Source organism: Streptomyces sp. NBC_00162, assembly GCF_024611995.1.
Taxonomy (GTDB): Bacteria; Actinomycetota; Actinomycetes; order Streptomycetales; family Streptomycetaceae; genus Streptomyces.
The window spans coordinates 1,079,979-1,102,006 of sequence record NZ_CP102509.1 but is presented as its reverse complement, the minus strand read 5'-3'; the positions used below and the strand labels follow the sequence as shown (position 1 = coordinate 1,102,006).

Annotated in this window: 14 protein-coding genes and 1 pseudogene; 9 read left to right on the top strand and 6 right to left on the bottom strand. The window is 75.9% G+C overall.

The window, feature by feature from the left end:
* The first annotated feature begins 359 nt into the window (after positions 1 to 359).
* From JIW86_RS05830 to JIW86_RS05810, 5 genes and pseudogenes are all read left to right on the top strand, one after another.
* Positions 360 to 4,208, top strand: a complete 3,849-nt coding sequence (locus JIW86_RS05830; protein ID WP_322975489.1) for a DNA-binding protein — start codon at positions 360 to 362, stop codon at positions 4,206 to 4,208.
* Positions 4,209 to 4,310: 102 nt separating this feature from the next.
* Positions 4,311 to 5,465: an ATP-binding protein gene (locus tag JIW86_RS05825; protein WP_257552815.1), complete on the top strand. Its 1,155-nt coding sequence runs from the start codon at positions 4,311 to 4,313 to the stop codon at positions 5,463 to 5,465.
* A gap of 14 nt (positions 5,466 to 5,479) precedes the next feature.
* Positions 5,480 to 9,072, top strand: a pseudogene (locus JIW86_RS05820) (vWA domain-containing protein).
* A complete protein-coding gene (locus JIW86_RS05815) occupies positions 9,069 to 10,856 on the top strand; it encodes a hypothetical protein (RefSeq protein ID WP_257552814.1) in 1,788 nt (595 codons plus the stop codon). Before JIW86_RS05820 ends, JIW86_RS05815 begins: the two are co-directional and overlap by 4 nt.
* Positions 10,857 to 10,938: 82 nt before the next feature.
* The gene (locus JIW86_RS05810) at positions 10,939 to 11,670 is read left to right on the top strand and encodes a hypothetical protein (protein WP_257552813.1); all 732 of its coding nucleotides are present in this window, start codon (positions 10,939 to 10,941) and stop codon (positions 11,668 to 11,670) included.
* Here JIW86_RS05810 and JIW86_RS05805 read toward each other — a convergent pair.
* The gene (locus tag JIW86_RS05805) at positions 11,654 to 13,273 is read right to left on the bottom strand and encodes a carboxylesterase/lipase family protein (protein ID WP_257552812.1); all 1,620 of its coding nucleotides are present in this window, start codon (positions 13,271 to 13,273) and stop codon (positions 11,654 to 11,656) included. The genes JIW86_RS05810 and JIW86_RS05805 overlap by 17 nt on opposite strands.
* A 177-nt stretch (positions 13,274 to 13,450) precedes the next feature.
* Here JIW86_RS05805 and JIW86_RS05800 point away from each other — a divergent pair, with 177 nt between their 5' ends.
* The gene (locus JIW86_RS05800) at positions 13,451 to 14,410 is read left to right on the top strand and encodes a hypothetical protein (protein WP_257552811.1); all 960 of its coding nucleotides are present in this window, start codon (positions 13,451 to 13,453) and stop codon (positions 14,408 to 14,410) included.
* Positions 14,411 to 14,490: 80 nt separating this feature from the next.
* On the opposite strand, the gene JIW86_RS05795 is transcribed toward JIW86_RS05800, so the two are convergent.
* The 3 genes from JIW86_RS05795 to JIW86_RS05785 form a co-directional block, all read right to left on the bottom strand.
* The gene (locus JIW86_RS05795; RefSeq protein ID WP_257552810.1) at positions 14,491 to 15,516 is read right to left on the bottom strand and encodes an NAD(P)/FAD-dependent oxidoreductase; all 1,026 of its coding nucleotides are present in this window, start codon (positions 15,514 to 15,516) and stop codon (positions 14,491 to 14,493) included.
* Entirely contained in the window at positions 15,513 to 16,067 is a 555-nt protein-coding gene (locus JIW86_RS05790) for an isoprenylcysteine carboxyl methyltransferase family protein (protein ID WP_257552809.1), read from the bottom strand. The genes JIW86_RS05795 and JIW86_RS05790 overlap by 4 nt, the downstream gene beginning before the upstream one ends.
* Positions 16,068 to 16,155: 88 nt before the next feature.
* A complete protein-coding gene (locus JIW86_RS05785; protein ID WP_257552808.1) occupies positions 16,156 to 17,217 on the bottom strand; it encodes a type III polyketide synthase in 1,062 nt (353 codons plus the stop codon).
* Between the two features lie 76 nt (positions 17,218 to 17,293).
* Between JIW86_RS05785 and JIW86_RS05780 the strand changes: the two genes are divergently transcribed.
* Complete coding sequence (locus JIW86_RS05780) at positions 17,294 to 18,193, top strand: UbiA family prenyltransferase (RefSeq protein ID WP_257552807.1); 900 nt, start codon at positions 17,294 to 17,296, stop codon at positions 18,191 to 18,193.
* Here JIW86_RS05780 and JIW86_RS05775 read toward each other — a convergent pair.
* Positions 18,180 to 19,211 (bottom strand): PHP domain-containing protein, encoded by a 1,032-nt coding sequence (locus tag JIW86_RS05775; RefSeq protein WP_257552806.1) that lies wholly within the window; start codon positions 19,209 to 19,211, stop codon positions 18,180 to 18,182. The genes JIW86_RS05780 and JIW86_RS05775 overlap by 14 nt on opposite strands.
* Positions 19,212 to 19,258: 47 nt before the next feature.
* A complete protein-coding gene (locus tag JIW86_RS05770) occupies positions 19,259 to 19,735 on the bottom strand; it encodes a MarR family winged helix-turn-helix transcriptional regulator (RefSeq protein WP_257552805.1) in 477 nt (158 codons plus the stop codon).
* A 136-nt stretch (positions 19,736 to 19,871) separates the two neighbouring features.
* Between JIW86_RS05770 and JIW86_RS05765 the strand changes: the two genes are divergently transcribed.
* A complete protein-coding gene (locus JIW86_RS05765) occupies positions 19,872 to 20,282 on the top strand; it encodes an organic hydroperoxide resistance protein (protein WP_215140516.1) in 411 nt (136 codons plus the stop codon).
* A 95-nt stretch (positions 20,283 to 20,377) separates the two neighbouring features.
* A complete protein-coding gene (locus JIW86_RS05760) occupies positions 20,378 to 22,018 on the top strand; it encodes an FAD-dependent monooxygenase (protein ID WP_257552804.1) in 1,641 nt (546 codons plus the stop codon).
* The last annotated feature ends 10 nt before the right edge of the window (positions 22,019 to 22,028 follow it).

Genomic DNA, 22,028 nt, shown 5'->3' with positions numbered 1-22,028 from the left:
CGCCGCCTGTGCGTCCGCCGCACCGCCGGCGGGCTGCCGCCCTCCGCACAGGCCGCCACCGAACTGCGCCGCCTCGCCCGCGCCGCGGGCCTGACCGGAACCGAACCCGAGCAGGACTACCTCGCCGAACTGCTGCCGCTGCCCGCCACCCTGCGCGCCGCGACCGGCTGGTGGAAGGCCCACCGAGGGGCACTCGTCGCGCTCGCCCGGCGCGTCCCCTCCGTACGCGGCACGCTCCTCGGGCTGACCCCGCCCGGCGGCGGCGACAGCGCCGAACTCACCGGCCTGTGGCTGGACATCCTGGAGGAGTCCGGCGCCACCGCCGGACTGGAATCCGAGGACCTGCCCGCAGGCCAGCGGTGCGCCGACGGCGCCGCCGGCTGGCTGGAGCGCTTCCACGCCGCCCGCCACTCGGGCTGGGGCATGCACCCCACACCCCCGCCCTGCTCGACCTCGTCACCCGCTGCGCGGGGCAGCTGCGCACCGAACTCGCCCGGCCGGGCCGCGAAGCGGGCCTGCGGATCGGCGTCGAGGACGCCGACCTCCTCGACCTGCTGCTCACCCTGGAGCTCCCGGTCGCCGACCCCGACCCCGAGAACAAGAAGCACCGGCACCACCAGCTGAACCTGCGCGACTGGGCCCGCGCCGACCAGCGCCGCGACCTGCTCGCCCTCGCCGCCGACCGGCGCTTCCACCCCGCCTTCGACCGCGCGCTCAACGCCCTCGGCGACGCCTCCAGCGGCACCGACATCATCCAGCGCGTCGCCGCCTCGCCCGGCGGCCGCCCGCTGCTCGCCGAGTGGATGCGCGGCGTCGCCCGCGCCTCCACCGCGGCCGGGCTCCCCGGATTCCCGGACGCCATCCGGCGACTGGCCTGGCTGCCCGCCGAAGCCCTCGAACTCGCCCCCGAGGAGGTGGCCGCCGCGGCCGCCACCGACCTCGCCGGGATCCTCGCCCGCACCCTGCGCGGCGGCCTCTTCGAGGAACTGGCCTGGCCCGCCTGGGAGAGCGCGGTCGCCGAGCTGGCCCCCGGCCAGGACCGGCACGGCCTGACCGTCGTCGAGTCCTGGCCCTGCCTGATCGTCGCCAACCGCACCCAGGTCCGCGTCATCGACGCCGACTCCACCGTCCTCACCCACGACCTGCGCGTCCCCACCGGCTCCCACCACCGGTACGGATTCCACTACGTCGACGGTGACCTGCTGGTCTTCTGGTCCGACTGGAGCAACAACCGGACCGAGGGCTACTGGCTCTCCTCGCCCGGCACCGTCATCACCCTGGACACCGCCCGCAGCCACTGGTCGCTGCGCAGCGAGCACCTCTCCCTGGCGCTGCCCGGCGGCGGCCGCACCACCGGCGGCGGCGTCCTGCACCGTGCAGACACCACACTGCCGGACGAGCGGGCCATGCTGTCCGACGGCACCTCGTACTGGGTGTGGCAGCGCCGCGACGGGCACACCGCGGGCGAGGAGAGCGGCTGGCGCGAATACGACCCGGCCGGCGCGGCCCACGGCCGGCTGTCCCAGCCCGCCTTCCTCGCCGACGCGCTCCGCGGCCACCCGGACGGCGCCCAGCTCCCCGCGCACACCTGCCGGCTGCACCCGGCCCCCGCCGTCGAGGGCTCCGCGTTGGGCACCCCCGCCGACGGTCTGCTCGGCTGGCGCGCAGTCCGCGTCCCCGGCCACGGCTGGCACGGGTCCGACACCGCGGGCCGCGCCGTCACCGTGCCCGAGGGACACGACATGCCCCTCGCCGCGCTCACCTTCCCCGGCGACGACCGGCCGCGCGCCCTGTCGCAGCACTGGCGCGAGCTGAGCATCACCGACCCGGAGGGCGTGGTCACCGCCCAGTCCCGCGACGACCACCGCAACGCCGCCTTCGCCACCGGCAGCGTCGAGCTCCCGCCGCTTTCCCACTGGTACGCCCTGCGCCCGCGCGACCCCGAGGGATCGCTCGCCCTGCGCGCCGCCGACCGGGAGACCGTCGCCGTCCTGCTCAAGGCGGCGGCCGCGGCCGACAAGATCACCGACCTGCCCGGCCTGGTGAACGCCGCGCTGCCGCAGGTCACCGCCCCCAAGCTGGTCGGCGGCATCGTGGAGGTGCTGCGCTTCACCCTCACCCAGCAGAAGTCCCTGGACGCGGTCGCCGCCCGGCTGCACCCCGGGGCTGACACCGCCGAAGAGAACGTCCAGGGCCCCACCGACCGGCTGCTCGGCGAGGCCCTGTCCGGCCTGACCGACTCCCGCTACTACCGCTACGGCGGCGACGCCGACGCCGCGCACCGCACGCTGCGGGAGCTCGCAGCCGCCATCGCGCGGACCGACACCGCCCCGGCGCCGGGCCGCCTGCACTTCGACGTGCCCGCGCTGCCGCACTCCGTGCTCCCGTGGACCCAACTGCTCGACCAGCCCGCCGCCGTCGCCTACCGGGCCGTCACCGCCGGTGCCACCGACGAGCAGCGCGAGGCCCTCTCCGGCCTGCTGGACGCGGTCGACGCCCTGGGTCTCGGCTCGGCCGAAGGCTCCGCCGACCGCTGGCGCCGGGTCCTGCTCCACCTGGACCAGCGTCATCTGCGCACCCCCGACGGCCTGGAGCGCAGCCTGTACCACCGCTCCGTACTGCCGCTCGGCGGCGGAGCCGTCCTCGCCCTGACCGAACACAGCCAGTCCGTCCCCGACGGCCACGAGTTCGGCGCCCTGTTCCACGACCCCACCGGCCGCTTCACCGTCCCGGGCCCCTACACCGTGCGAGGCGACGCCCCGCTCGGCGATCAGGAACGAGGATCCGGCTGGCTGACCGCCTTCCTCGGCGCCGCCGCCGAGCACGGCCCGGCGCCCTTCCTCCCGGCAGCCGCCGAGGAGTTCTCCCGCCTCACCGGAGTCTCCGGCGCGCTCGCCAAGCTGGTGGTCGCGGGGCTCCCGTACGTCGACAGCTACGAGCGCAACTTCCTGCCCACGGAGCTGCGCACCGCCCTCGGTCTCAAGGCCACCGACGCCGCGTACGCCCGCGACGAGCTCAAGAACCTCGACGCCGGGGTCCGACGGGCCGTGGTCGGCGCCCTCCTGCCCGCCGATCCGGCGCGGCTGTGGAGCGAGGGACCCGACGTGGCCGCCGCCGCGGAGGTGTGGAACGCGCGGGTGGGCCGCCGTACGCCCGTACCCGACTGGCTCGCCACCGAGGCCGCGAGCGCCGTCCGAGCCGGCTGGACGGCGCACCGGGCCCTGGGAGCCCTGCTCGACCCGGCCGCCTCGCGGGAACTCTCCGTCGACGTGGCGTGGACCGTCAGGGGCGACCACGTGGAACCCCGCGAACCGGCCACCGAGCCCTTCACCTCCGCCGTCCTGACCGGAACGCTCGCCATGGCGGCCTGGCTGGCCCACCGGCTGCCCGCCGGTGATCCCGTACGCGCCGCCCTGCCGCCCGCGCTGACCGCCGTACGGCAGCGGCTCGCCGGTCCCGAACTGCTGCTCGGCACCGGCCACTACACCAGCCTCGCCGACTTCCGGAAGGCGGCGGGCACGCCGACCGAGACCGGCGAGGGCTTCGAGCGGTACGGAGCGGTCTACATGGCCACCCATGACGACCGGCCCAAGCCCGCGCTGCGCCCGGCGCTGCTCGACTCCACCGGATCCGACCCGTACCTCGCCCTGCTGCGCGGCGACGACCAGCGGCCGTCGGGCGTCGAGGCGGCGCTGCTGGCCGCCCGCGACCCGCGCTTCGCCGCCCTGCTCGCCGACCCGGGCGCCCCGGCGGCGGGCGCCGTCGACAAGGACGGCACCTGGTGGCCGCAGGACCCCGGCCGCTCCGTCCCCGAGGTGGTGGCGCAGGCGGGCGAGGAGTACGGGCTCGGCGCCGACGCGGCCGCCCTGTACCTCATGCTGCTCGCGATGCCCGACCCCACCGACCGCAACACCGCGCGCTGGACCGGCGGGAAGCCCGCCCGCCTCAAGGCCGCCCGCGCCGAACTGGCCGCCACCGACCTGGTGGTGTCGGCCGGCCGGACCCGGGCCGGGCGCTCGCTGTTCCTGCCGGGTGGATGGTCCGAGATGGCAGCCCCCTGCTGCCGGTGGAGCAGTGGAAGCTGCCCATGTACGGCCACCGCCTGCCGGGCCTGCTGGTTCCCGCCGAACCGGCTGCGGATCTCTACCGCCGGGCCTGGCAGCGCGTCCGCGAGGGCGACGGCCCGCGCTTCGAGGAGCTCAAGGTGAAGCGCACACGACGACGCTGACCCCGGCGCGGCGCACCCCCGCGGTGCGCCGCGCCCCCGGCCACCCCTTCCGCACCCTCCCCCTGACCTTCGAGGAACCCGTATGACCCTCACCGAACCGTCCGCACCCGCATCCGTACCCGCACGCCAGGTACTGCCCGCCGAGGAGCGCTACGCCGCCGAACTCGCCTTCCTCGCCGCCCAGGACCCCGGCCCCCGCCCGCCCGGCTGGGCACTGACCCCGCGCGCCGTCGTCACCTTCGTCTGCGGCAGCGACGGAACCGAACTGGCCCTGCCCCAGGGCGGCGCCAAGCTCGTCATCGCTCCCAAGTTCGTCGGCGAACGCGCCCTCGTGGAGCGCTGCGTGGTCACCCTCGCCGGTGAGCGCGGCCTGCTGCTCACCGGTGAGCCCGGCACGGCCAAGTCGATGCTCAGCGAACTGCTGGCCGCCGCCGTCAGCGGCACCAGCTCCCTCACCGTCCAGGGCACGGCCGGTACGACCGAGGACGCCTTCCGCTACGGCTGGAACTACGCGCTGCTGCTCGCCCAGGGCCCCACCCCGCAGGCCCTGGTCGACTCGCCGGTGCTCTCCGCCATGCGCACCGGGCGGGTGGTCCGCGTCGAGGAGATCACCCGCTGCCTGCCCGAGGTCCAGGACGCGCTGGTGTCGATCCTGTCCGACCGGCGGGTCACCGTGCCCGAACTGACCGCCACCGAGGACGCGGTGGTCTGCGCGGCCCCCGGCTTCACCGTCATCGCCACCGCCAACCTGCGCGACCGCGGCGTCTCCGAGATGTCCGCCGCCCTCAAGCGGCGCTTCAACTTCGAGACCGTCGCCCCGATCGCCGACGCCGACGCCGAGGCCACCCTGATCCGCCGCCAGGCGGTCGCCGCCGTCCAGCGGGCCGGCGCCGCCTTCGGGGTCGACGACGCCGTGCTCGACGCGCTCGTCACCGTCTTCCGGGACCTGCGCTCGGGACGATCCGCCGAGGGCTGGGACGTGGAGCGCCCCGGTACGGTCATGTCCACCGCCGAAGCCGTGCAGGTGGCGGCCTCGCTGGGGGTCTCGGCCGCTTACCTGCCGGGCGGGGACGTGCTGGACCTGCTGCCGGGGCACCTGCTGGGCGTCGTACGCAAGGACGACCCGGCCGACCACGGACGGCTGCTGGGGTACTGGGACGGCCCGGTCCGCCGCCGGGCCGAGGACGGCTCGGCGATGTGGCGCCGCCTCTGGGACCTGCGCGGGAGCCTGCGTTGACCCCGACCGAGGCTCTGGCGGACCCGCGTACGGCCGATCCGCGTACGGCCGTCGAGGCGCTCGCCGCGTCCCGCGAGCCGTACCTGCTGGGCGTACGCCACCACAGCCCCGCGCTGGCCGCGCTGGTCCCCGCCCTGCTGGAGGCCTCGGGCGCGGACGTGGTCTGCGTCGAGCTCCCGGCGGAGTTCCAGCCGTGGCTGGAGCACCTCGCCGACCCGGAGACCGTCGCCCCCGTCGCGCTGGCGGGCACGGGCCAGGACGGCCGCCTGGCCTTCTACCCCTTCGCGGACTTCTCCCCGGAACTGGCCGCGATCCGCTGGGCCCGCCGGTCCGGCGCGGCCGTCGTCTGCTGCGACCTCCCCTTGTCCGACCGCGGCTGGACCCCGCCGGACCCGATCCCGCCCGCACCCGACGCGGGCGCGGGACCCGGCCGCACCTTCGGCGACGCGCTGACCGCCGCCGGGACGGGCCGGGACGGTGACGATCCGTGGGACCGCGTCGTCGAGGTCCTCGCACCCGGCTGTTCCCCGGAGGCCGTGCGCCGCGCCGCACTCGGCGTCGGGTGGGCGCTGCGCGCGGACACCACCACCGTCCCGGCGACGGACCTGGCGCGCGAGTCCCACATGCGCGGCGTGATCGCCGACGCGGCGGCCACGGGCCGCCGGGTGGCCGCCGTGATCGGCGCCTTCCACGCCCCGGCCCTGCTGGGCGCGAGTGCCGGGCCCGATCGCGTGCACAGCGGAGCGCACAGCGGGGACCCGGCGGACGCGCAGGCGGACGGGCCCGTCACCTCCCTCGTGCCGTACTCCTTCGACCTGCTCGACTCCCGCTCCGGGTACCCGGCCGGAATCCGGGACCCCCTCTGGCAGCAGGCCGTCCTCAACGCCGCCGGCGACCCCGCACGGCTCCGGGACGCGGCCTCCGTCGCCCTCACCGGCCTGTGCCGGGAGCTGCGCCGCGCCGGGCACACCGCAGGGACCGGCGAGGCCGCCGAGACCCTGCGGCTCGCCTGCGACCTGGCCGTCCTGCGGGGGCTCCCCGCGCCCGGCCGGGGAGAGCTCCTGGAGGCCGTCACCACCGTCCTCGGGCAGGGCGAACCGCTCGGCCGCGGCCGGGCACTCGCCCGCGCCCTCGAGGCGGTACTCGTAGGCACCGCGCGGGGACGGATCACCCCGCACGCCCCCCGCTCCGGCCTCGGCCCCTCCGTCGAGACCGAGCTGACGGAGCTGCGGCTGCCCGGCCCCGACGACCCCGCCTCCCGCGAGGTCCGCCTCGACCCGCTGCGCTCCGCCCTCGACGGCCGCCGCGAGGTCCTCCTCCAGCGGCTCCTCGTCTGCGGAGCCTCCTACGGCGAGCCCCTGAGCGTCGCCACCACCGGCGACGGCACCGCCCTCGGCACCAAGTGGCGGCTGTCCTGGACGCCTTCGGTCCCGGCCCGCCTCGATCTCGCCGGGGTCCGCGGCGTCACCGCCGCCCAGGCCGCCGCCGGCACCCTCCGCGACACCGGCCGCCGCGCCGCCGCCGACGGCGGTCCGACCCCGGCGCAGATCCTCGCCGGGCTGGCCGCCGCCGCGCGGTGCGATCTGCCCGAGCTGGTCGACGTACGCCTCCACGAGGCGGCCACCGTCCTGCCGCAGACCGCGGCCCTGCCCGAACTCCTCGACGCCCTCGACCTCCTGGAGGCCCTCCACCGCGGCCATCTCCCCGGCACCGGTGCCGAGTCCCGCGCCACCGCCGCCGCGCTCACCGGCGACCTGCTCGAAGCGGCCGTCCGCTCCCTGCCCGGCCTCGCCGGCAGTGACGAACCCGCCGACGCGGGCGCGCTGGTGGCCCTCGCCGACCGCGCCGCCGCCCACCACCTCGGGCTGCGCACCGACGAGGCCCTCGCCGCCCTGGCCGACTCCGGCTCCCCGCTGATCCAGGGCGCGGCCCTGGCCGTACGGGTCCTCCTCGACCTCGATCCGGCCGCCCGGCTCGGCGACCGCGCCGCCGGCTGGATCGACGGCGCCACCACTCCCGACGGCCGCCGCGCCCTGATCCGCAGGCTCGGCGGGCTCCTCACCGCCGCGGGACCGCTCCTGCAGTCCTCCCCGGCCGCCCTCACCCCGCTCCTCGACCGCGTCGAGCACCTCACCGACCAGGACTTCCTCGACCGCCTCCCCGCCCTGCGCGGCGGCTTCGACACCCTTTCCCCCGCCGCCCGCGACCGGCTGCTGGACACCGTGGGCGAGCGGCTCGGCGACCGGATCGACCTCGCGCTCGACGCACCGCCCGCGCTGCTCGCCCTCTGGGCCGCGGCCGACGCCGCCGGACTCGCCGCGCTCAAGGAACTCCCGCTGCCCGAGGCGGCCGTACCGTCCCCGTCCCCGTCCCCGTCCCCGGCTTCGGCTCCGGCTTCGGCTCCGGCCCCGGTCGTGGTGGCGTCCGTGACGCCGGAGACCGCCGAGGCTCCGCGCCCGCCCGTACCGACCGGCCTGCGGCTCGCCCCCGCCGACCGCTGGCGGCTGCTGCTCGGCCGCGAGCGGGACCGGCTCCCCGCGGGCGCCCGCCGCTACGCCCACGCCCTCGACGAGCTGTACGGCGCCGGCCGCGGCGAAGGCTCCACCGACCTCGACGGCGGCCGGGGCGGACAGGGCGGACAGGGCGGCGGCCAGGAAGCCTCCTTCCCCACCGCCCGGGAGTGGTCGGAGGAACTGGAGGCGCTGTTCGGCGCCGACGTACGGGAAGAGGTGCTGGGCGGAGCGGCCGAAGCGGGCCGCACCGACGTGCTGGCCCAGCTCGACCCGGCATCCGTACGGCCCTCCGTGGAACTGCTGAGCTCCGTCCTGTCCCTCGCCGGCGGAATGCCCGAAGCCCAACTCGCCCGGCTGCGGCCCCTGGTCAGGCGGCTGGTCGACGAACTCGCCAAGGAGCTGGCCACCCGGCTGCGCCCGGCCCTCTCCGGCCTCGCCACCCCGCGCCCCACCCGCCGCCCCGGCGGCAAGCTCGACCTGGCCCGCACCCTGCGCGCCAACCTCGCGCACACCCGGCGGCGGCCCGACGGCAGCGTGGTCGTGGTCCCGGAACGGCCCGTGTTCAGCACCCGGGCCAACCGCGAGACCGACTGGCGGCTGATCCTGGTCGTCGACGTGTCCGGTTCGATGGAGGCCTCCGTCATCTGGTCGGCGCTGACCGCGGCCGTGCTGGGCGGCGTACCGACCCTGTCCACCCACTTCCTCGCCTTCTCCACCCAGGTCGTGGACCTCACCGACCGGGTCGAGGACCCGCTCTCGCTCCTGCTGGAGGTCCGGGTCGGCGGCGGTACGCACATCGCCGCCGGACTCGCGCACGCCCGCTCGCTGGTGACCGTCCCGAGCCGCACCCTCGTCGTCGTGGTCAGCGACTTCGAGGAGGGCGCCCCGATCGGCGGGCTGCTCGGCGAGGTCCGCGCGCTGGCCGCCTCCGGCGCCCATCTGCTGGGCTGCGCCGCGCTCGACGACGCGGGCACCCCCGGTACTCGGTCCCGGTCGCCCGGCAACTCGTCGCGGCCGGCATGCCGGTGGCCGCCCTCAGTCCGCTCGCCCTCGCCCGCTGGGTGGGCGACCGACTCCGTGGAGAACCCCGTTGACATCCTCACTGCCGCCCGTCGCCCCCGAGGTGCTCGCCGAAGCCGTCGAGCAGCTCAGCGCCCGGCTGCGCAAGAAGCTGGACGCCGCCACCGCGAGCTGCGGCGCCCTCGCCTCGAGCGGGGCGGACGGTGCCGTCGTCATCGGCTTCGGGGAGGACGCCGTCGTCACCCTGCGCCCCGGCCCGGGAGGGGCCGTCACCGAGGCCGGACAGGCGGTGTGCACCTGCCTGTTGGCGCCGCGCTGTCTCCACCGCGCCGCCGCCCTGGGAGCCGCCCCGCTCGCGGACGCGGACGCTTCTGCGCCCGTAGCGGCACAACCGGCGACGCCCGGGCCCGCCGGGCCGGCCGAGCCCGAAGTGACGCTCACGGACGCCCAGCTGCGGGCCTCGGCCGCGCTCTGGCGAGCCGCGGCCGAGGCCCTCGCCGCAGGGGTCACCGCCGGAGGAGCCGTGGTCCAGGCCGAGTTGCTGCGCGCCGCGCACACCGCCCGCCTTGCCGGGATGCCGCACGCCGAGGCGGCCGCGCTGCGCGTCGTACGCGGCCTGCGCGCCGCCCGCGGGCAGCAGGCCGGGCAGCGGCTCGGCGCACTCACCGCAGCCTTCCGCGAACTCCTGCGCACCGCCGCGCTGCTGGCCGCCGGACGCGCCGACCCCGCCCTGACCGGCACCGCCCGCCGCGCCTACGCGCCGGGCGGCAGCCTCCAGGTGTACGGCCTGTGCCGGGAGCCCGTGCTCTCCGCCACGGGCTACGGGGGAGTGGTCACCCACCTGCTGGCCCCCGACGGTGCCGCGTACTCGCTGTCCGACGTGCGCCCCGGCGGCCTCGCCCGGGCCCGTGGCGCGGGGTCGGCCTCCGTCGCCCTGGGCGGCGCCGTCCTCGACCACGCCGGGCTGGCCCGCGGCGGCCTGCGCATCGTCGGCGCGACCGTCTCCCCGGAAGGCCGGCTCGGCGCCGGAAGCGGGGTCCGGGCGACCCCGCTGCGCGGCATCGCCTGGACCGAGGAGCCCGCGGCGGCGCTCTTCGCCCGGCCCGCGGCCGAGGCGGTCGCCGACCGGCCCGCGGACCAGGAGGGCGCCGAACCCGCGCTGCTCGGCTGCGAAGTCGCCGTCGTCGGCGCGGCGGGGGAACACCTCCTGGTCCGCGAGCTGCGGCCGGGCGCGCCCCTGCTGCGGCTGCGGCCCGCGCACCCCCACCCGGAGCTCGCGCACACGGCGAACCTGCGCCGCCTCGGCTCGTACCCCGGTCTGCTGCTGCGCGTCCTGGGCCGCCCCGACCTGGACCGGGCCGCCACCCTGCGCCCCCTCGCCGTCGGCCCGGTGCCCGGCGCGGAGTACACGCTGCGGCTGCCCGAGGAGTGGCTGGCCCGCGCGGACCTCGGCTACGACCGCCTCCAGGGCATCCACTTCCCGCCGCGGGCCGCCGACCCCGCTCCCGAGCCGGCTCCCACCGGCCCGGACCCGCTGGCGGACTCCCCGCTGTGGCGCGTACGCCGTCTCCTGGAGACCGGGGTCGCGGGGGGCCGCCGCGCCGTGGCCGAGGCGGGGCGGGGAGCCGAACCCCTCGCCGCGTACGGTCCCCTGCGCCGGGCCGGGCTCACGGGAGCGGCGGACCTGGCCGCCGCCCTCACCGCCGAGGCCGACCGCCGCCCGCGCGACACCTTCGGCCGCCTGGCCGACCCTTCCCCCGAGGCCTACGCCCACGCCTGGCTGTCCGCGGCCACCCACCTGGCAGCAGCGGAACGCTCCCTGATCTCCGCCTCCTGGACCACCACCCCGGACGCCTGATCGGCGCACTGTTCGTCCTGGGTGCCTCCGGGGTGGAACCACGGCCGGTGTCTGTCCCTCTTGAGGTCCGAGGGGGATGACCATGACAACGAAGACGACCGGCCGGGTGCTGGTGGCGGGGCTGCTGTGTGCCGTGCTCGCGGCGTGTGGGACCAAGGGGGCGGGCCAGGCCGCGGGGCCGGCCCCCGTACCCAGCCTCACGCCGAAGTGCGCACTCGACGTGCCGACGGAGGAACAGACCGGCGGCTACGCCGGCCCGCCGACGGACCAGGAGACGGGTGGCTACGCGGGCCCTCCGACCGATGAGGAGACGGGCGGTTACGCCGGGCCGCCGACCGATGAGGAGACCGGGTCATACGCGGGCCCGCCGACCGACGAGGAGACCGGCGGGTACGCGGGCCCGCCCACCGATCAGGAGACCGGGGCGTACGCCGGGCCGCCCACGGATCAGGAGACCGGCGGGTACGCCGGGCCGCCGACCGATGGGGAGATGGGCAACGGCGGGGGTCCCTGCGGGCCGGCCGACTGGTTCGACATGACACGGGACTTCAACGCCTACTTCGCCAAGCACCGCACCCGCGCCGACCACTTCATGGCCGCCGACGCGATCAAGGAAGTGCGTGTCCGCAAGGTGCGCGAGGTCGGCGAGGCGAAGATCAGCTTCGTGACCGACAGCCCGGGCAAGGGCCGCGGCGACGATGCCCGCCGCCTGGCCGCGGTGTTCGCCGCGTGGCGGCACGAGCTCTACGGGGACAAGGGCACGGTGCAGGTCCGCACCGACGGCGACAGCGTGGTCGTCACCGAGAACTGGTGACCCGGGGCCACTGCGCGTCCCACAGCGCGCAGTGGTGTTCGGCCCGCGCATCGACCGTACGGATCCCGTCCGGCCCCGGAGCCAGCGAGAGCACAGGGGCGGCCGGTGGGCGGTGGCGCGGCCACTCCGGTGCGCCCGCCGTCCCAGGGACGCCGGTGCGGGCGAAGCGCGTCCAGTAGCCGGTCATCCGGTCCGCCAGCTCCTGCTGAGCGGCCGGCAGTGGCGCCATCTCGAACAGGTAGGGCAGTTCGAAGCCGTGCGAAGCGCCGTACGGCAGCCCCGGTACCTCCGGCAGCCCGGTGAAGTTGGGCGCCGCGCGGTCGGAGAACCGGTAGCCGTACGTCGGCACGTGCCGGGCCAGCGCACCGCTGTCCCGCAGCGTCGGGCAGGTGAAGGAGGCGTCGGACAGCAGGGTCGCCCAGGCCATCGCCGGCGTCGGGTAGGCGGAGACCGGATAGCGCGCCTCGACGGCGCGGGCCGTCGAAGCCCCGAACGACCGTTCCAGCCGGGCCCGGTAGGCGGCTCCGTCGGCGATCGGGTACTCCGCCAGGGTCTGCGCGAGGAAGATCCGCATCTCGTCCTGCGTGGTGCCCTGCATCACCGGCACCTGGTGGAACCGTCCGGTCTCCAGCGCCAGTCGGGGCTCCACGGGCAGGAGGGCGCCACCGTACGAGACCCTGGAGAAGATCTGCATGAGCTCCGGGGTGGCCAGCTCGCGGGCGTCCAGCCGGCGCAGGCAGTCCAGCACCCCGGTGGATCCCTCGCAGCCGAGCCGGGCCGCCGCCAGGACTCCGTCCGCCACCGTGCCCCGCTCGGGCACGAAGGGCTCGTACGTACCGAGCGTGGGCAGCAGCGACCACGGCGGCACCTTCGTCGAGCACGATCCGCTCTGCACGATCGCCCGGTGGAAGAGGGCCGCCGAGGCCGGGGAGGTGAGGTGCGCGCAGACGCTGAGGGCGCCCGCCGACTCGCCGAACACCGTGACGTTGCGCGGGTCGCCGCCGAACCGGGCGGCGTTCGCCCGCACCCAGCGCAGCGCCGCCTGCTGGTCGGCGAGGGTGAAGTCGGGGGCCCCGCCGAGCTCCGGATGGCCGAAGAGGCCGAAGACGCCCAGCCGGTAGTTGACGGTCACGACCACGGCGTCGCCCCGGACGGCGAGCCGTTCGGGCCGGTACAGGTCACCCGCGCCGTTGACGAAGCCCCCGCCGTGGAACCAGACCATGACGGGCCGCCGCGAGCCCCGGCCGCCGCCCGAGGGCGCGGTGACGTTCACGTACAGGCAGTCCTCGGAACCACTCGGCCCGCCGGGCCCGATCGGCGGCAGCTGCACACAGCGGGAGCCCGGGGCGCCCGCGTCGCGCACCCCGGCCCACCGGGGCGCCGGCTCCGGAAGCCGCCAGCGCAGTGCGCCGGTCGGGGGAGCGGCGTACGGGATGCCGTCGAAGGTGCGGTAGGCCCCGTGGCTCACGCCGCGGACCGGCCCCCGGTCGGTTTCCACGACGGGCCGCTCCGGGCCGCCGGGCGCCGCGGCCGCCAGCAGCAGGACGACCGGCAGCGTCAGCGGCAGTACGCACCGGCGCCAGAACCTCCGCAGATCGGGCATGTGTCACGCCTTCCCCATGGCCGTGGCGGCGCGCCCGGCGCCCCCGTCCCCGTTTGCCCGCCCCGAATGGCGCAGTGGGCGGATCTGGCAGTAAATGTAACAAAGCGTGCGCTTCCCATGACGCACGATGACCGGCTCGCGATGTGTAGACCCGCGTGTCGGCGAACGGAGCTTTCCATGAATGACCCCATAACCCTCGCGGCGACGGACCGAGAAGACCGCCACGGGATCCCCGACACCACACCTCCGGGCGCTCCGGGCACCCAGCCCGTACGCACCCTGCTGGACACGGCGGCCACCTGCCGCCCGCTGGAGGAGGTCACCGCCCTGGTGAGCCTCCTCAAGGACACCGGCCAGCTGCCCAACCCCGGACACGAGGCGCTGCGTACGGCCGCCGTGACCCGTCCCGTGCACGAAGTGCGGGAGATGGTCGCCCTCCTGGGCGAGCCCCCGCACGAGGTGGACGCGGCGGACATCACGCTGCGCGCCGCCGCCGTCGGACGGTCCATCGAGGACGTGGCCCTGCTGGTGACCATCCTCGGCACAGAGTCCGAGGAGGCCAGGGAGACCGGCGAGCGGGCCGAGCCGCCGGGGCCACCCGAGCCCGCGGAGGAGCCGTACGAGTACGAGGAAGAGCCGTACGAGCCCCCGTACCGGGAGTTGTACGACGCCCCGTACGCGAAGCCGCGAGTGCACACCGAACGCCAGCCCCACCCCGACACCCGCCCCGCCCCCGAACCGGCCCGCTCCGGCCCGCCGGTCCTGCGGCACGTCCTGCGCTGGCCGGTGGCGTTCGCCCTGCTGGTCAGCGGCGCACTGCACCTGCCCGAGGACATGGCGGCCCTGCCGTCGGCGGCCCCCGTCGGCTTCCTGCCGCTCCTCGTCACCGTGCTGTGCGTCGGCTTCGGGGCGCTGCTCGCCCTCCGGGACACCACGATGGTGTGGCGGGCCGGAGCGGCCACGGCCGTCGGCGTCGTCGCCCTGCACGTGTTCGGCGGCGCCGTGGCCTTCGACCCCCTGGCCGGGGCGGTCGGCGGGTCCCTCGCCTGGGCGGGCGTCGTCGCGGTGCTCAGCGCGGCGGCCGGCGCCGTCCTCGCGGGCCTGGCGCTGAGAAACCGCCGGGAGGGCTCGGCCTGATCCTGCGGTGAGACGAGCGGCACCCCGTGCGCATCCTGCACGGGGTGCCGCTTCACGCCAGGAGGTCCACGCCAGGAAGTTCACGCCAGGAGGTTCACGGCCCGGGTGAACACGCGCGGGAGCCGGGCCGCCAGCGGGACGATCCGCCGGGCGAGCGGCGGCCGGTGGCGTGCCCAGAGCAGGGACTCGGTGAGCGTGCGGTAGCTGCGCGACAGTTCCCGCCAGGCCTGCTCGTACGCCTGCGGCCGCCCCGCCCGTACGCAGCGCACCAGTTCGCCCGCCGCCGTCACGGCCAGGGTGAGGCCCTCGCCGGTCAGCGCGTCCACGTACCCCGCCGCGTCCCCGACGAACAGCACGCGCCCCGCCACCCGTACGCGGGATCCTTGGCGCAGCGGACCGGCGCCGCGCACCGGCGCTGCGGGGGACGCGGGCAGCCGCCCCGCCAGCAGCGGGAAGCGGGCGAGCTGTACGTCGAACGGGGCCTGCTCCGAGGTCAGTACGGCCACGCCGATCCGGTCGGGCCCGAGCGGGGTGACGTACGCCTCGCAGTGCGCCGACCAGTGGACCTCGACGAGGTCGCTCCACGGTTCGACGGCGTAGTGGCGGCGCAGGCCGTAGCGTGCCGGGCGGCCGGGCGCGGGCGGCGCGGACAGGCCGAGCGCGCGCCGGACGGGGGAATGCAGGCCGTCCGCGGCGACCAGGTAACGGGCCGTGAGCCCCGCCGCGTTGACGGCGTCGCCGTCCTGGCTGACCCCTTCGACGCGCTGCCGGACCACCCGTACCCCCAGCTGCGCGGCCCGCTCGGCCAGCGCGGCCTGGAGTTCGGTGCGCCGGGTGCCGAGGCCGGGACCGGCGCGAAACAGTCCCTCCGCGTGCCGCCCGCTCACGCCGTCGACGTAGCGGATGCCGTGGAACGGCTGCCCGGCCACGGGAACGCCCAGGTCCCGCAGGCGGCGTACCGCCCCCGGCATCAGGCCCTCGCCGCAGGCCTTGTCGATGGGGGTGGGGCGCGGCTCCACGACCACGACCTCAAGACCCGCCAGCGCGCCGTGGATGGCCGTCGCCAGGCCCGCCGGGCCGCCGCCCGCGATCAGCAGGTCGATCACGAGGGGGAACCGGCCGTCGGTACGGAGGCGGGGGCGCGCAGCCGTCCGCCGTCCGTCAGCGCGGCGTCCTCGCAGCCGATCCGTACGCGCAGGAGCAGCAGGTTGAGCGCCGTGAAGCCCAGTGCGGTCAGCCAGGCGGTGTGCACCAGCGGCAGTGCGAACCCTTCCAGGACCACCGCCACGTAGTTGGGGTGGCGCATCCACCGGTAAGGCCCGGCCGCGACCAGCGGCAGTCCCGGTACCACCAGCACCCGGGTGTTCCAGCGCGGTCCGAGGGTCGCGATGCACCACCAGCGCAGGACTTGCGCCGCGAGGGCCAGGGCGAGGGCCGTCCAGCCGAGCGCGGGCAGGAACGGACGCCCGGCGGCCCAGGGTTCCACCACGCAGCCCACGAGCAGGGCGGTGTGCAGGGCGACCATGGCGGGGTAGTGGCCGCGGCCGTACTCGCGGCCGCCCCGGGCCAGGCTCCACGCCCTGTGGCGGCGGGCCGTGGCCAGTTCGGCGAGCCGCTCGGCCGCGACCAGGCCGATGAGCAGCAGGTACCAGGTCATGGACGGAGTGAGGGCCATGGAGTCACCAGCCAGGGGTGTCGGGGGGTTCAGCGGAGTCGGAGGAGTCGGAGGAGCCGCGAGCCGGTGGTCACCAGCGGAGCAGGACGAGTTCGGAGGCGAAGCCCGGCCCGAAGGCCAGCATCAGCCCGACCGATCCGGGCGGCGGCGGCCCCGCGCTCTGGATGCCGCCCAGGATGTGCAGGACGGAGGCCGAGGAGAGGTTGCCGACGGCCGCCAGCGACCGGTGGCTCGCCGCGAAGGCCGACTCGGGCAGCGCCAGCGCCTCGCCCAGCGCGTCGAGGATCTTCGGGCCGCCCGGATGGCAGATCCAGGCGTCGACCTCCGAGGGCTTGAGGTCGTGCGCGGCGAGGAAGGTCTCCACCTCCTCGGCCACGTGCAGCCTGACCAGGTCCGGGAGTTCGCGGCCGAGGACCATGCGCAGGCCCCAGTGGCCGATGTCCCAGCCGAGCAGGTGCTCGGTGCCCGGGTAGAGGCGGCTGCGCGCGGCCACCACCGAGGGCCCGGCGCCGGTGGCGTACAGGGGGTGGTCGCGGCCCACCGCGACGAGCGCGCCCGCCCCGTCGCCGAAGAGGGCCCCGGCCACCAGGTTCGCCATCGAGGTGTCGGTGGACTGCAGGGTGAGCGAACAGAGCTCGGTGGACAGCAGCAGGGCCGCGTGGCCGGGCCGGCCCGTGAGGTGGTCGTGGAGATGGCCGACACCGGCGGCGCCCGCCGCGCAGCCGAGGCCGAACAGCGGCACCCGCCGCACATCGGGACGCAGCCCGGCGCCGGTGGCGAGCCGGGCCTCCAGCGAGGGCGTAGCGAGCCCGGTCACTGTGGTCGACATGACGAGGTCGATCTGCGCCGCAGCCAGACCGGCGTCGGCGAGGGCGAGTTCGAGGGCCCGGCCGCCGAGCTCGAGGGCCGCCTCCAGGAACAGGGCGTTCGTCGTGCCGAAGTCGTTCCACGGCCCGTACCGATCCAGCGGGAGCGCGAGATGACGGCTGTCCACGCGCACCGAGGCGTGGACCCGTCGCAGCAGGGCGGTGTCGGCGTCCGACGGAAGGAAGCGGGCGAGTGCGGCCGTGATCTCGGCCTGAGGATGGCGATGGGGCGGGAGCACGCTGCTGACTGCCAGGACACGCGTCATTCGTTCACCATAGGAAACAACTGACACATCGTTATGAATCAGGCGAACCGGGCGCGGCGCGGCATAGCGTGTCGCCGTGCCCGCGCGAATCGCAGAATCCGGATGGCCGCCCCAGCCCGCTGCCGCTGCCGTGTCCACCGCCACGGCCGTACGCCGGGGCCGCGGAGCTGCGGCCGCAGGGCTGCTGGCGGCCTGCCACCCGCTGCCGGCGGCGGCCGTCACCCTCTTCGCCGCGGCGCTCGTGACCGCCGCGGGGCGCGGTCTCGCTGGAGGTGCCACCGCGGTGGGCGCGGTCGCCGCCGGACAGCTCTCGGTCGGCTGGTGCAACGACCGGGCCGACCTGCGGCGCGACCTGGCCGTGGGGCGGCGGGACAAGCCCCTGGTGGCGGGTGCGGTACGGCCGGCCGCCGTGACCCTCGCGGCGGCCCTGGCACTGCTGGTCTGTGCCCCGCTCTCGCTGGCCGGCGGGCTGCTCGCCGGGACCGTGCACCTCGTCGGTGTGGCGGCCGCCTGGGGGTACAACCTGTGGCTGAAGGGCACGGCCGCCTCCTGGCTGCCGTACGCCCTGGCCTTCGGCCTGCTGCCGGCCTTCGTCACCCTCGGCCTGCCCGGCGCGCCGTGGCCGCCGCCGTGGCTCACGGCGGCCGCGGCCCTGCTGGGCGCCGGCGCGCACTTCGCCAACGTGCTGCCGGACATCGCCGACGACCTGGCCACCGGGGTCGTGGGCCTGCCCCAGCGGCTCGGCGCCCGGTACTCGGCCGCGCTGGCCGCGGTCCTGGTGCTCGGCTCGGCGGCCGCCCTGGTGGTGGGGCCGCCGGGACCGGTGACGGCGTACGGCTGGGGCCTGCTGGCGGGGACGGCTGTCACGCTGCTGCTCGCGACCCGCCGCCCCGCCGGACGGCTCCCCTTCCTGGCCGTACTGGCCGTCGCCGGAGCCGATGTCCTGCTGCTGGTGGTCCAGCTCAGGCCTGCCTAGTACGGGTCCATTCGAGGAGCCGCTCCGCCGGCCAGGTGTTGATCACGCGTTCGGCCGGGACCGCGCACTCCACGGCCCGTTCGCAGCCGAGGATCTGCCAGTCCAGCTGGCCCGGGGCGTGCGCGTCGGTGTCGATCGCGAAGAAGGTCCCGGCCGCCACGGCCAGGCGCAGCAGCTGCCGGGGCGGGTCCAGCCGCTCGGGCCGGCTGTTGATCTCCACGGCGGTGCCGGACTGCGCGCAGGCCGCGAAGACGGCCTCGGCGTCGAACTGCGACGCCGGCCGGGTCCGGCCGGTTACCAGCCGCCCCGTGCAGTGGCCCAGTACGTCCATCAAAGGGTTGCGGACGGCCGCCACCATGCGCCGGGTCATGGCGGGAGCGTCCATCCGCAGCTTCGAATGGACGGAACCGACGACGACGTCGAGCTGTTCGAGGAGTTCCGGTTCCTGGTCCAGCGAACCGTCGTCGAGGATGTCGCACTCGATGCCGGTCAGCAGCCTGAACGGCGCCCAGGTCTCGTTGAGCTCCGCCACCACCCGCAGCTGTTCGCGCAGCCGCTCGGGGGAGAGCCCGCGGGCGACCGTGAGCCGGGGCGAGTGGTCGGTGAGCACGGCGTACTCGTGCCCCAGCGAGGCCGCGGCCCGGGCCATCGCCTCGATCGGGCTGCCTCCGTCGGACCAGTCCGAGTGCACGTGGCAGTCCCCGCGCAGCGCCGCCCGCAGGGCGGTGGCGGCCGGCGTGGCCGGCGGGCCCTCGGGGAGCGCGGCGACCTCGTCCTCCAGCTTCTGCAGGTAGGCCGGCACCGTCCCGCCGAGCGCCTCCCGTACCACCTGGGCGGTCTTGGGCCCGATGCCCTTGACGGCTTCCAGGGAACCGGCCGCCGCGCGTTCGGCCGTCTCGCGCTCACCCATGTGCCGGACGGCGGCCGAGGCCGTACGGAAGGCCCGTACCCGGTACGTGGGTTCCTGGGCCCGCTCCAGCAGGAAGGCGATCCGGTCCAGCGCCGCCACCGGGTCCATCGGCGTACCTCCTGCCTCCCGGACCCAGTGTCCGGCGAGGTGCGGGCTTACGCCTCCTGCGGGACGGCGGCGTCGAGCGCGGCGGTGAGGCGGTTCAGACGGGTCTGGAGCTCGAGGATCTCGGCCAGCTCGAAGCCGGTCGCGGCCGCGATCCGCCGCGGGACCTCCGCCGCGCGGGCGCGCAGCGCGGCCCCCTCCTCGGTGAGGTGTGCGTGCACGGACCGTTCGTCCTCGGTGCTGCGCTCCCGGCGGACCAGGCCCGCCGCCTCCAGCCGCTTGAGCAGCGGGGACAGCGTCCCGGAGTCCAGGCGCAGGTGCTGCCCGATCTCCTTGACCGGCAGCTCGCCGTGCTCCCAGAGCACCAGCATCACCAGGTACTGCGGGTAGGTCAGACCCAGGTCCTTGAGGACGACGCGGTAGAGACCGCCGAAGGCACGGCTCGCCGCGTTCAGCGCGAAGCAGATCTGGCCGTCCAGGCGCAGGAAGTCCTGATCGGGGTGGAGTGCGGTCGGCTTCTCGGTCATGGGTGCCAGTGTACCCGGGGAGGCTTGAGAGGCATTGAATTGTGCACAACTAAATTGCGTGCTCTAATGGTGGAGCGCGGTCGACCACCGGCCGCCACCCACCACCCAACGGGTCACCCCTGCGAGAGGAACTCCGATGGACGCGCTGTACACCGCTGTCGCCACCGCCAACGGCCGCGAAGGCCGCACCGTCAGCTCCGACGGCCAGCTCGACCTCGCCCTGGCCATGCCCCCGGCGCTCGGCGGCAACGGACAGGGCACCAACCCCGAGCAGCTCTTCGCGGCCGGATACGCGGCGTGCTTCGCCAGCGCCCTCGGCCTGGTCGGCCGCCAGGCCAAGGTCGACACCAGCGAGGTGTCGGTCACAGCCGAGGTCTCCATCGGCAAGGACGGCGCCGGCTTCGGCCTGGCCGCGGTCCTGCGCGTCGAGCTCCCCGAGTCCCTGGCGGGCGAGACGGGCACCCTGCTGGTCAAGCAGGCGCACGAGGTCTGCCCGTACTCCCGTGCCACGCGCGGCAACATCGACGTGGACCTCGTGATCGAGTAATCGATCGAGCATCGAGCGAAGATGCCGGACGCCCGGCGGGCGGCGACCATGGAGGGGCACCGCCCCGCACGGGGGCCGCACGCCGGGAGGCGCCAGTGGCGCACACCTACACAACGGACGTCCTGGTCGCGGGCGCCGGGCCCGTCGGGCTGACCGCCGCCGTGGAGCTCCGCAGACGCGGAATCTCCTGCCGGATCGTCGACCGGCTGCCCGCCCGGCTCCCGTTCGCCAAGGCGGTGGGCATCCAGCCGCGCACGCTGGAGCTCTGGGACCGCATGGGACTGGTCCGCGCCGTCATGGAAGCGGCCGTCCCGATGCGCGGACAGCTGGCGTACGTCAACGGCGTCGAGCAGCTCCGCATCGACTTCAGGCTGCCGCCCGAGGTCCCGTACGGGTTCGCCGCCCTGCCGCAGTACGAGACCGAGCGCATCCTCGACGAGTTCCTCGCCCGCTTCGGGACCGCGGTCGAACGCGGCACCGAGCTGGTGTCGTTCGCGCAGGACGCCAACGGGGTGACCAGCCGGCTGCTCACCCCTTCCGGCGCGCAGGAAGAGGTACGGACCCGGTTCCTGGTGGGCTGCGACGGCGCGCACAGCATCGTCCGCAAGGGGCTCGGGCTCAGCTACGAGGGCGGCGCCTTCCCCGAGGAGTACATGCTCGCCGACGTGCAGGTCGACTGGGACCTGCCGCACGGGTACGCCGTCCGCTCGATGCACCTGGGCGCCGACGGCGCGGTCGACGACCTGCTGGTGTGCATCCCGCTGCCCGGCCGGGGCCGGTACCGGGTGTCGATGAGGGTTCCGCCCGAACTCTCCGCCGCACAGCAGGCCGACGCCGTCTCCGACGGCGTCGCCCACGGCCTGCAGAGCGGCCGGGCCCCCGGACTCCCCGACGTCCAGACCGTCCTGGACCGGCTGGCGCCGCGACCGGCCACCGCCTCCGGCATCCGCTGGGCCTCGGTGTTCCGCATCAGCCACCGGATCGTCGACCGGTACGCCGACGGCCGGGTCTTCGTCGCCGGAGACGCGGCACACATCCACCCGCCGACCGGCGCCCAGGGCATGAACACCGGTATCCAGGACGCCTGGAACCTGGCCTGGAAACTCGCCCTCGCGGTCGACGGCCGCGCCCACCCCGGCCTGCTCGAGAGCTACGACACCGAACGCCGTCCCGTCGGCGAGGAGGTCGTCGGCCGCACCGTGCGGCACGCCGCCGCGGGCGTCCAGGCCGACCCGGACGACCCCGAGACCGTGATGCTGCGCGAGGCCCAACTGCTCGTCGCCTACCGGGGCAGCCCGATCGTGGACGCGCCCGGCGAGGGCCCGGGACCCCGGCCGGGCGACCGGGCACCGGACTGCGGCGGCCTCACCGGGCAGATCGCCGCCTACCCGCTCCGCCTCTACGACCTGCTGCGCGACCGCGGACACGTCCTGCTCGTCTACGGAAGCGGGCCGTGGACCGACGAACTCGCGCGGACGGCCCGGGAGTCCTCCGCCGGCCGGATGGAGGCCTGCGTGATCGTCGCCCCCGACGCCCCGGCCGACACCACCGATACGGCCGAGCTCCCGGCCTACCGCGACACCGGCGGCGAGTTCGCCCGCCTCTACGCGGTGGACCGGCCGACGGCCCTCGTGATCCGCCCGGACGGTTACCTCGCCGCCCGCCTCACCCCACCGGACCCCGGTCAACTGGCCGCCCACCTCAAGGCCACCTTCGCCCCGGGCCCTCAGGAGTAGTCCGCGCGCG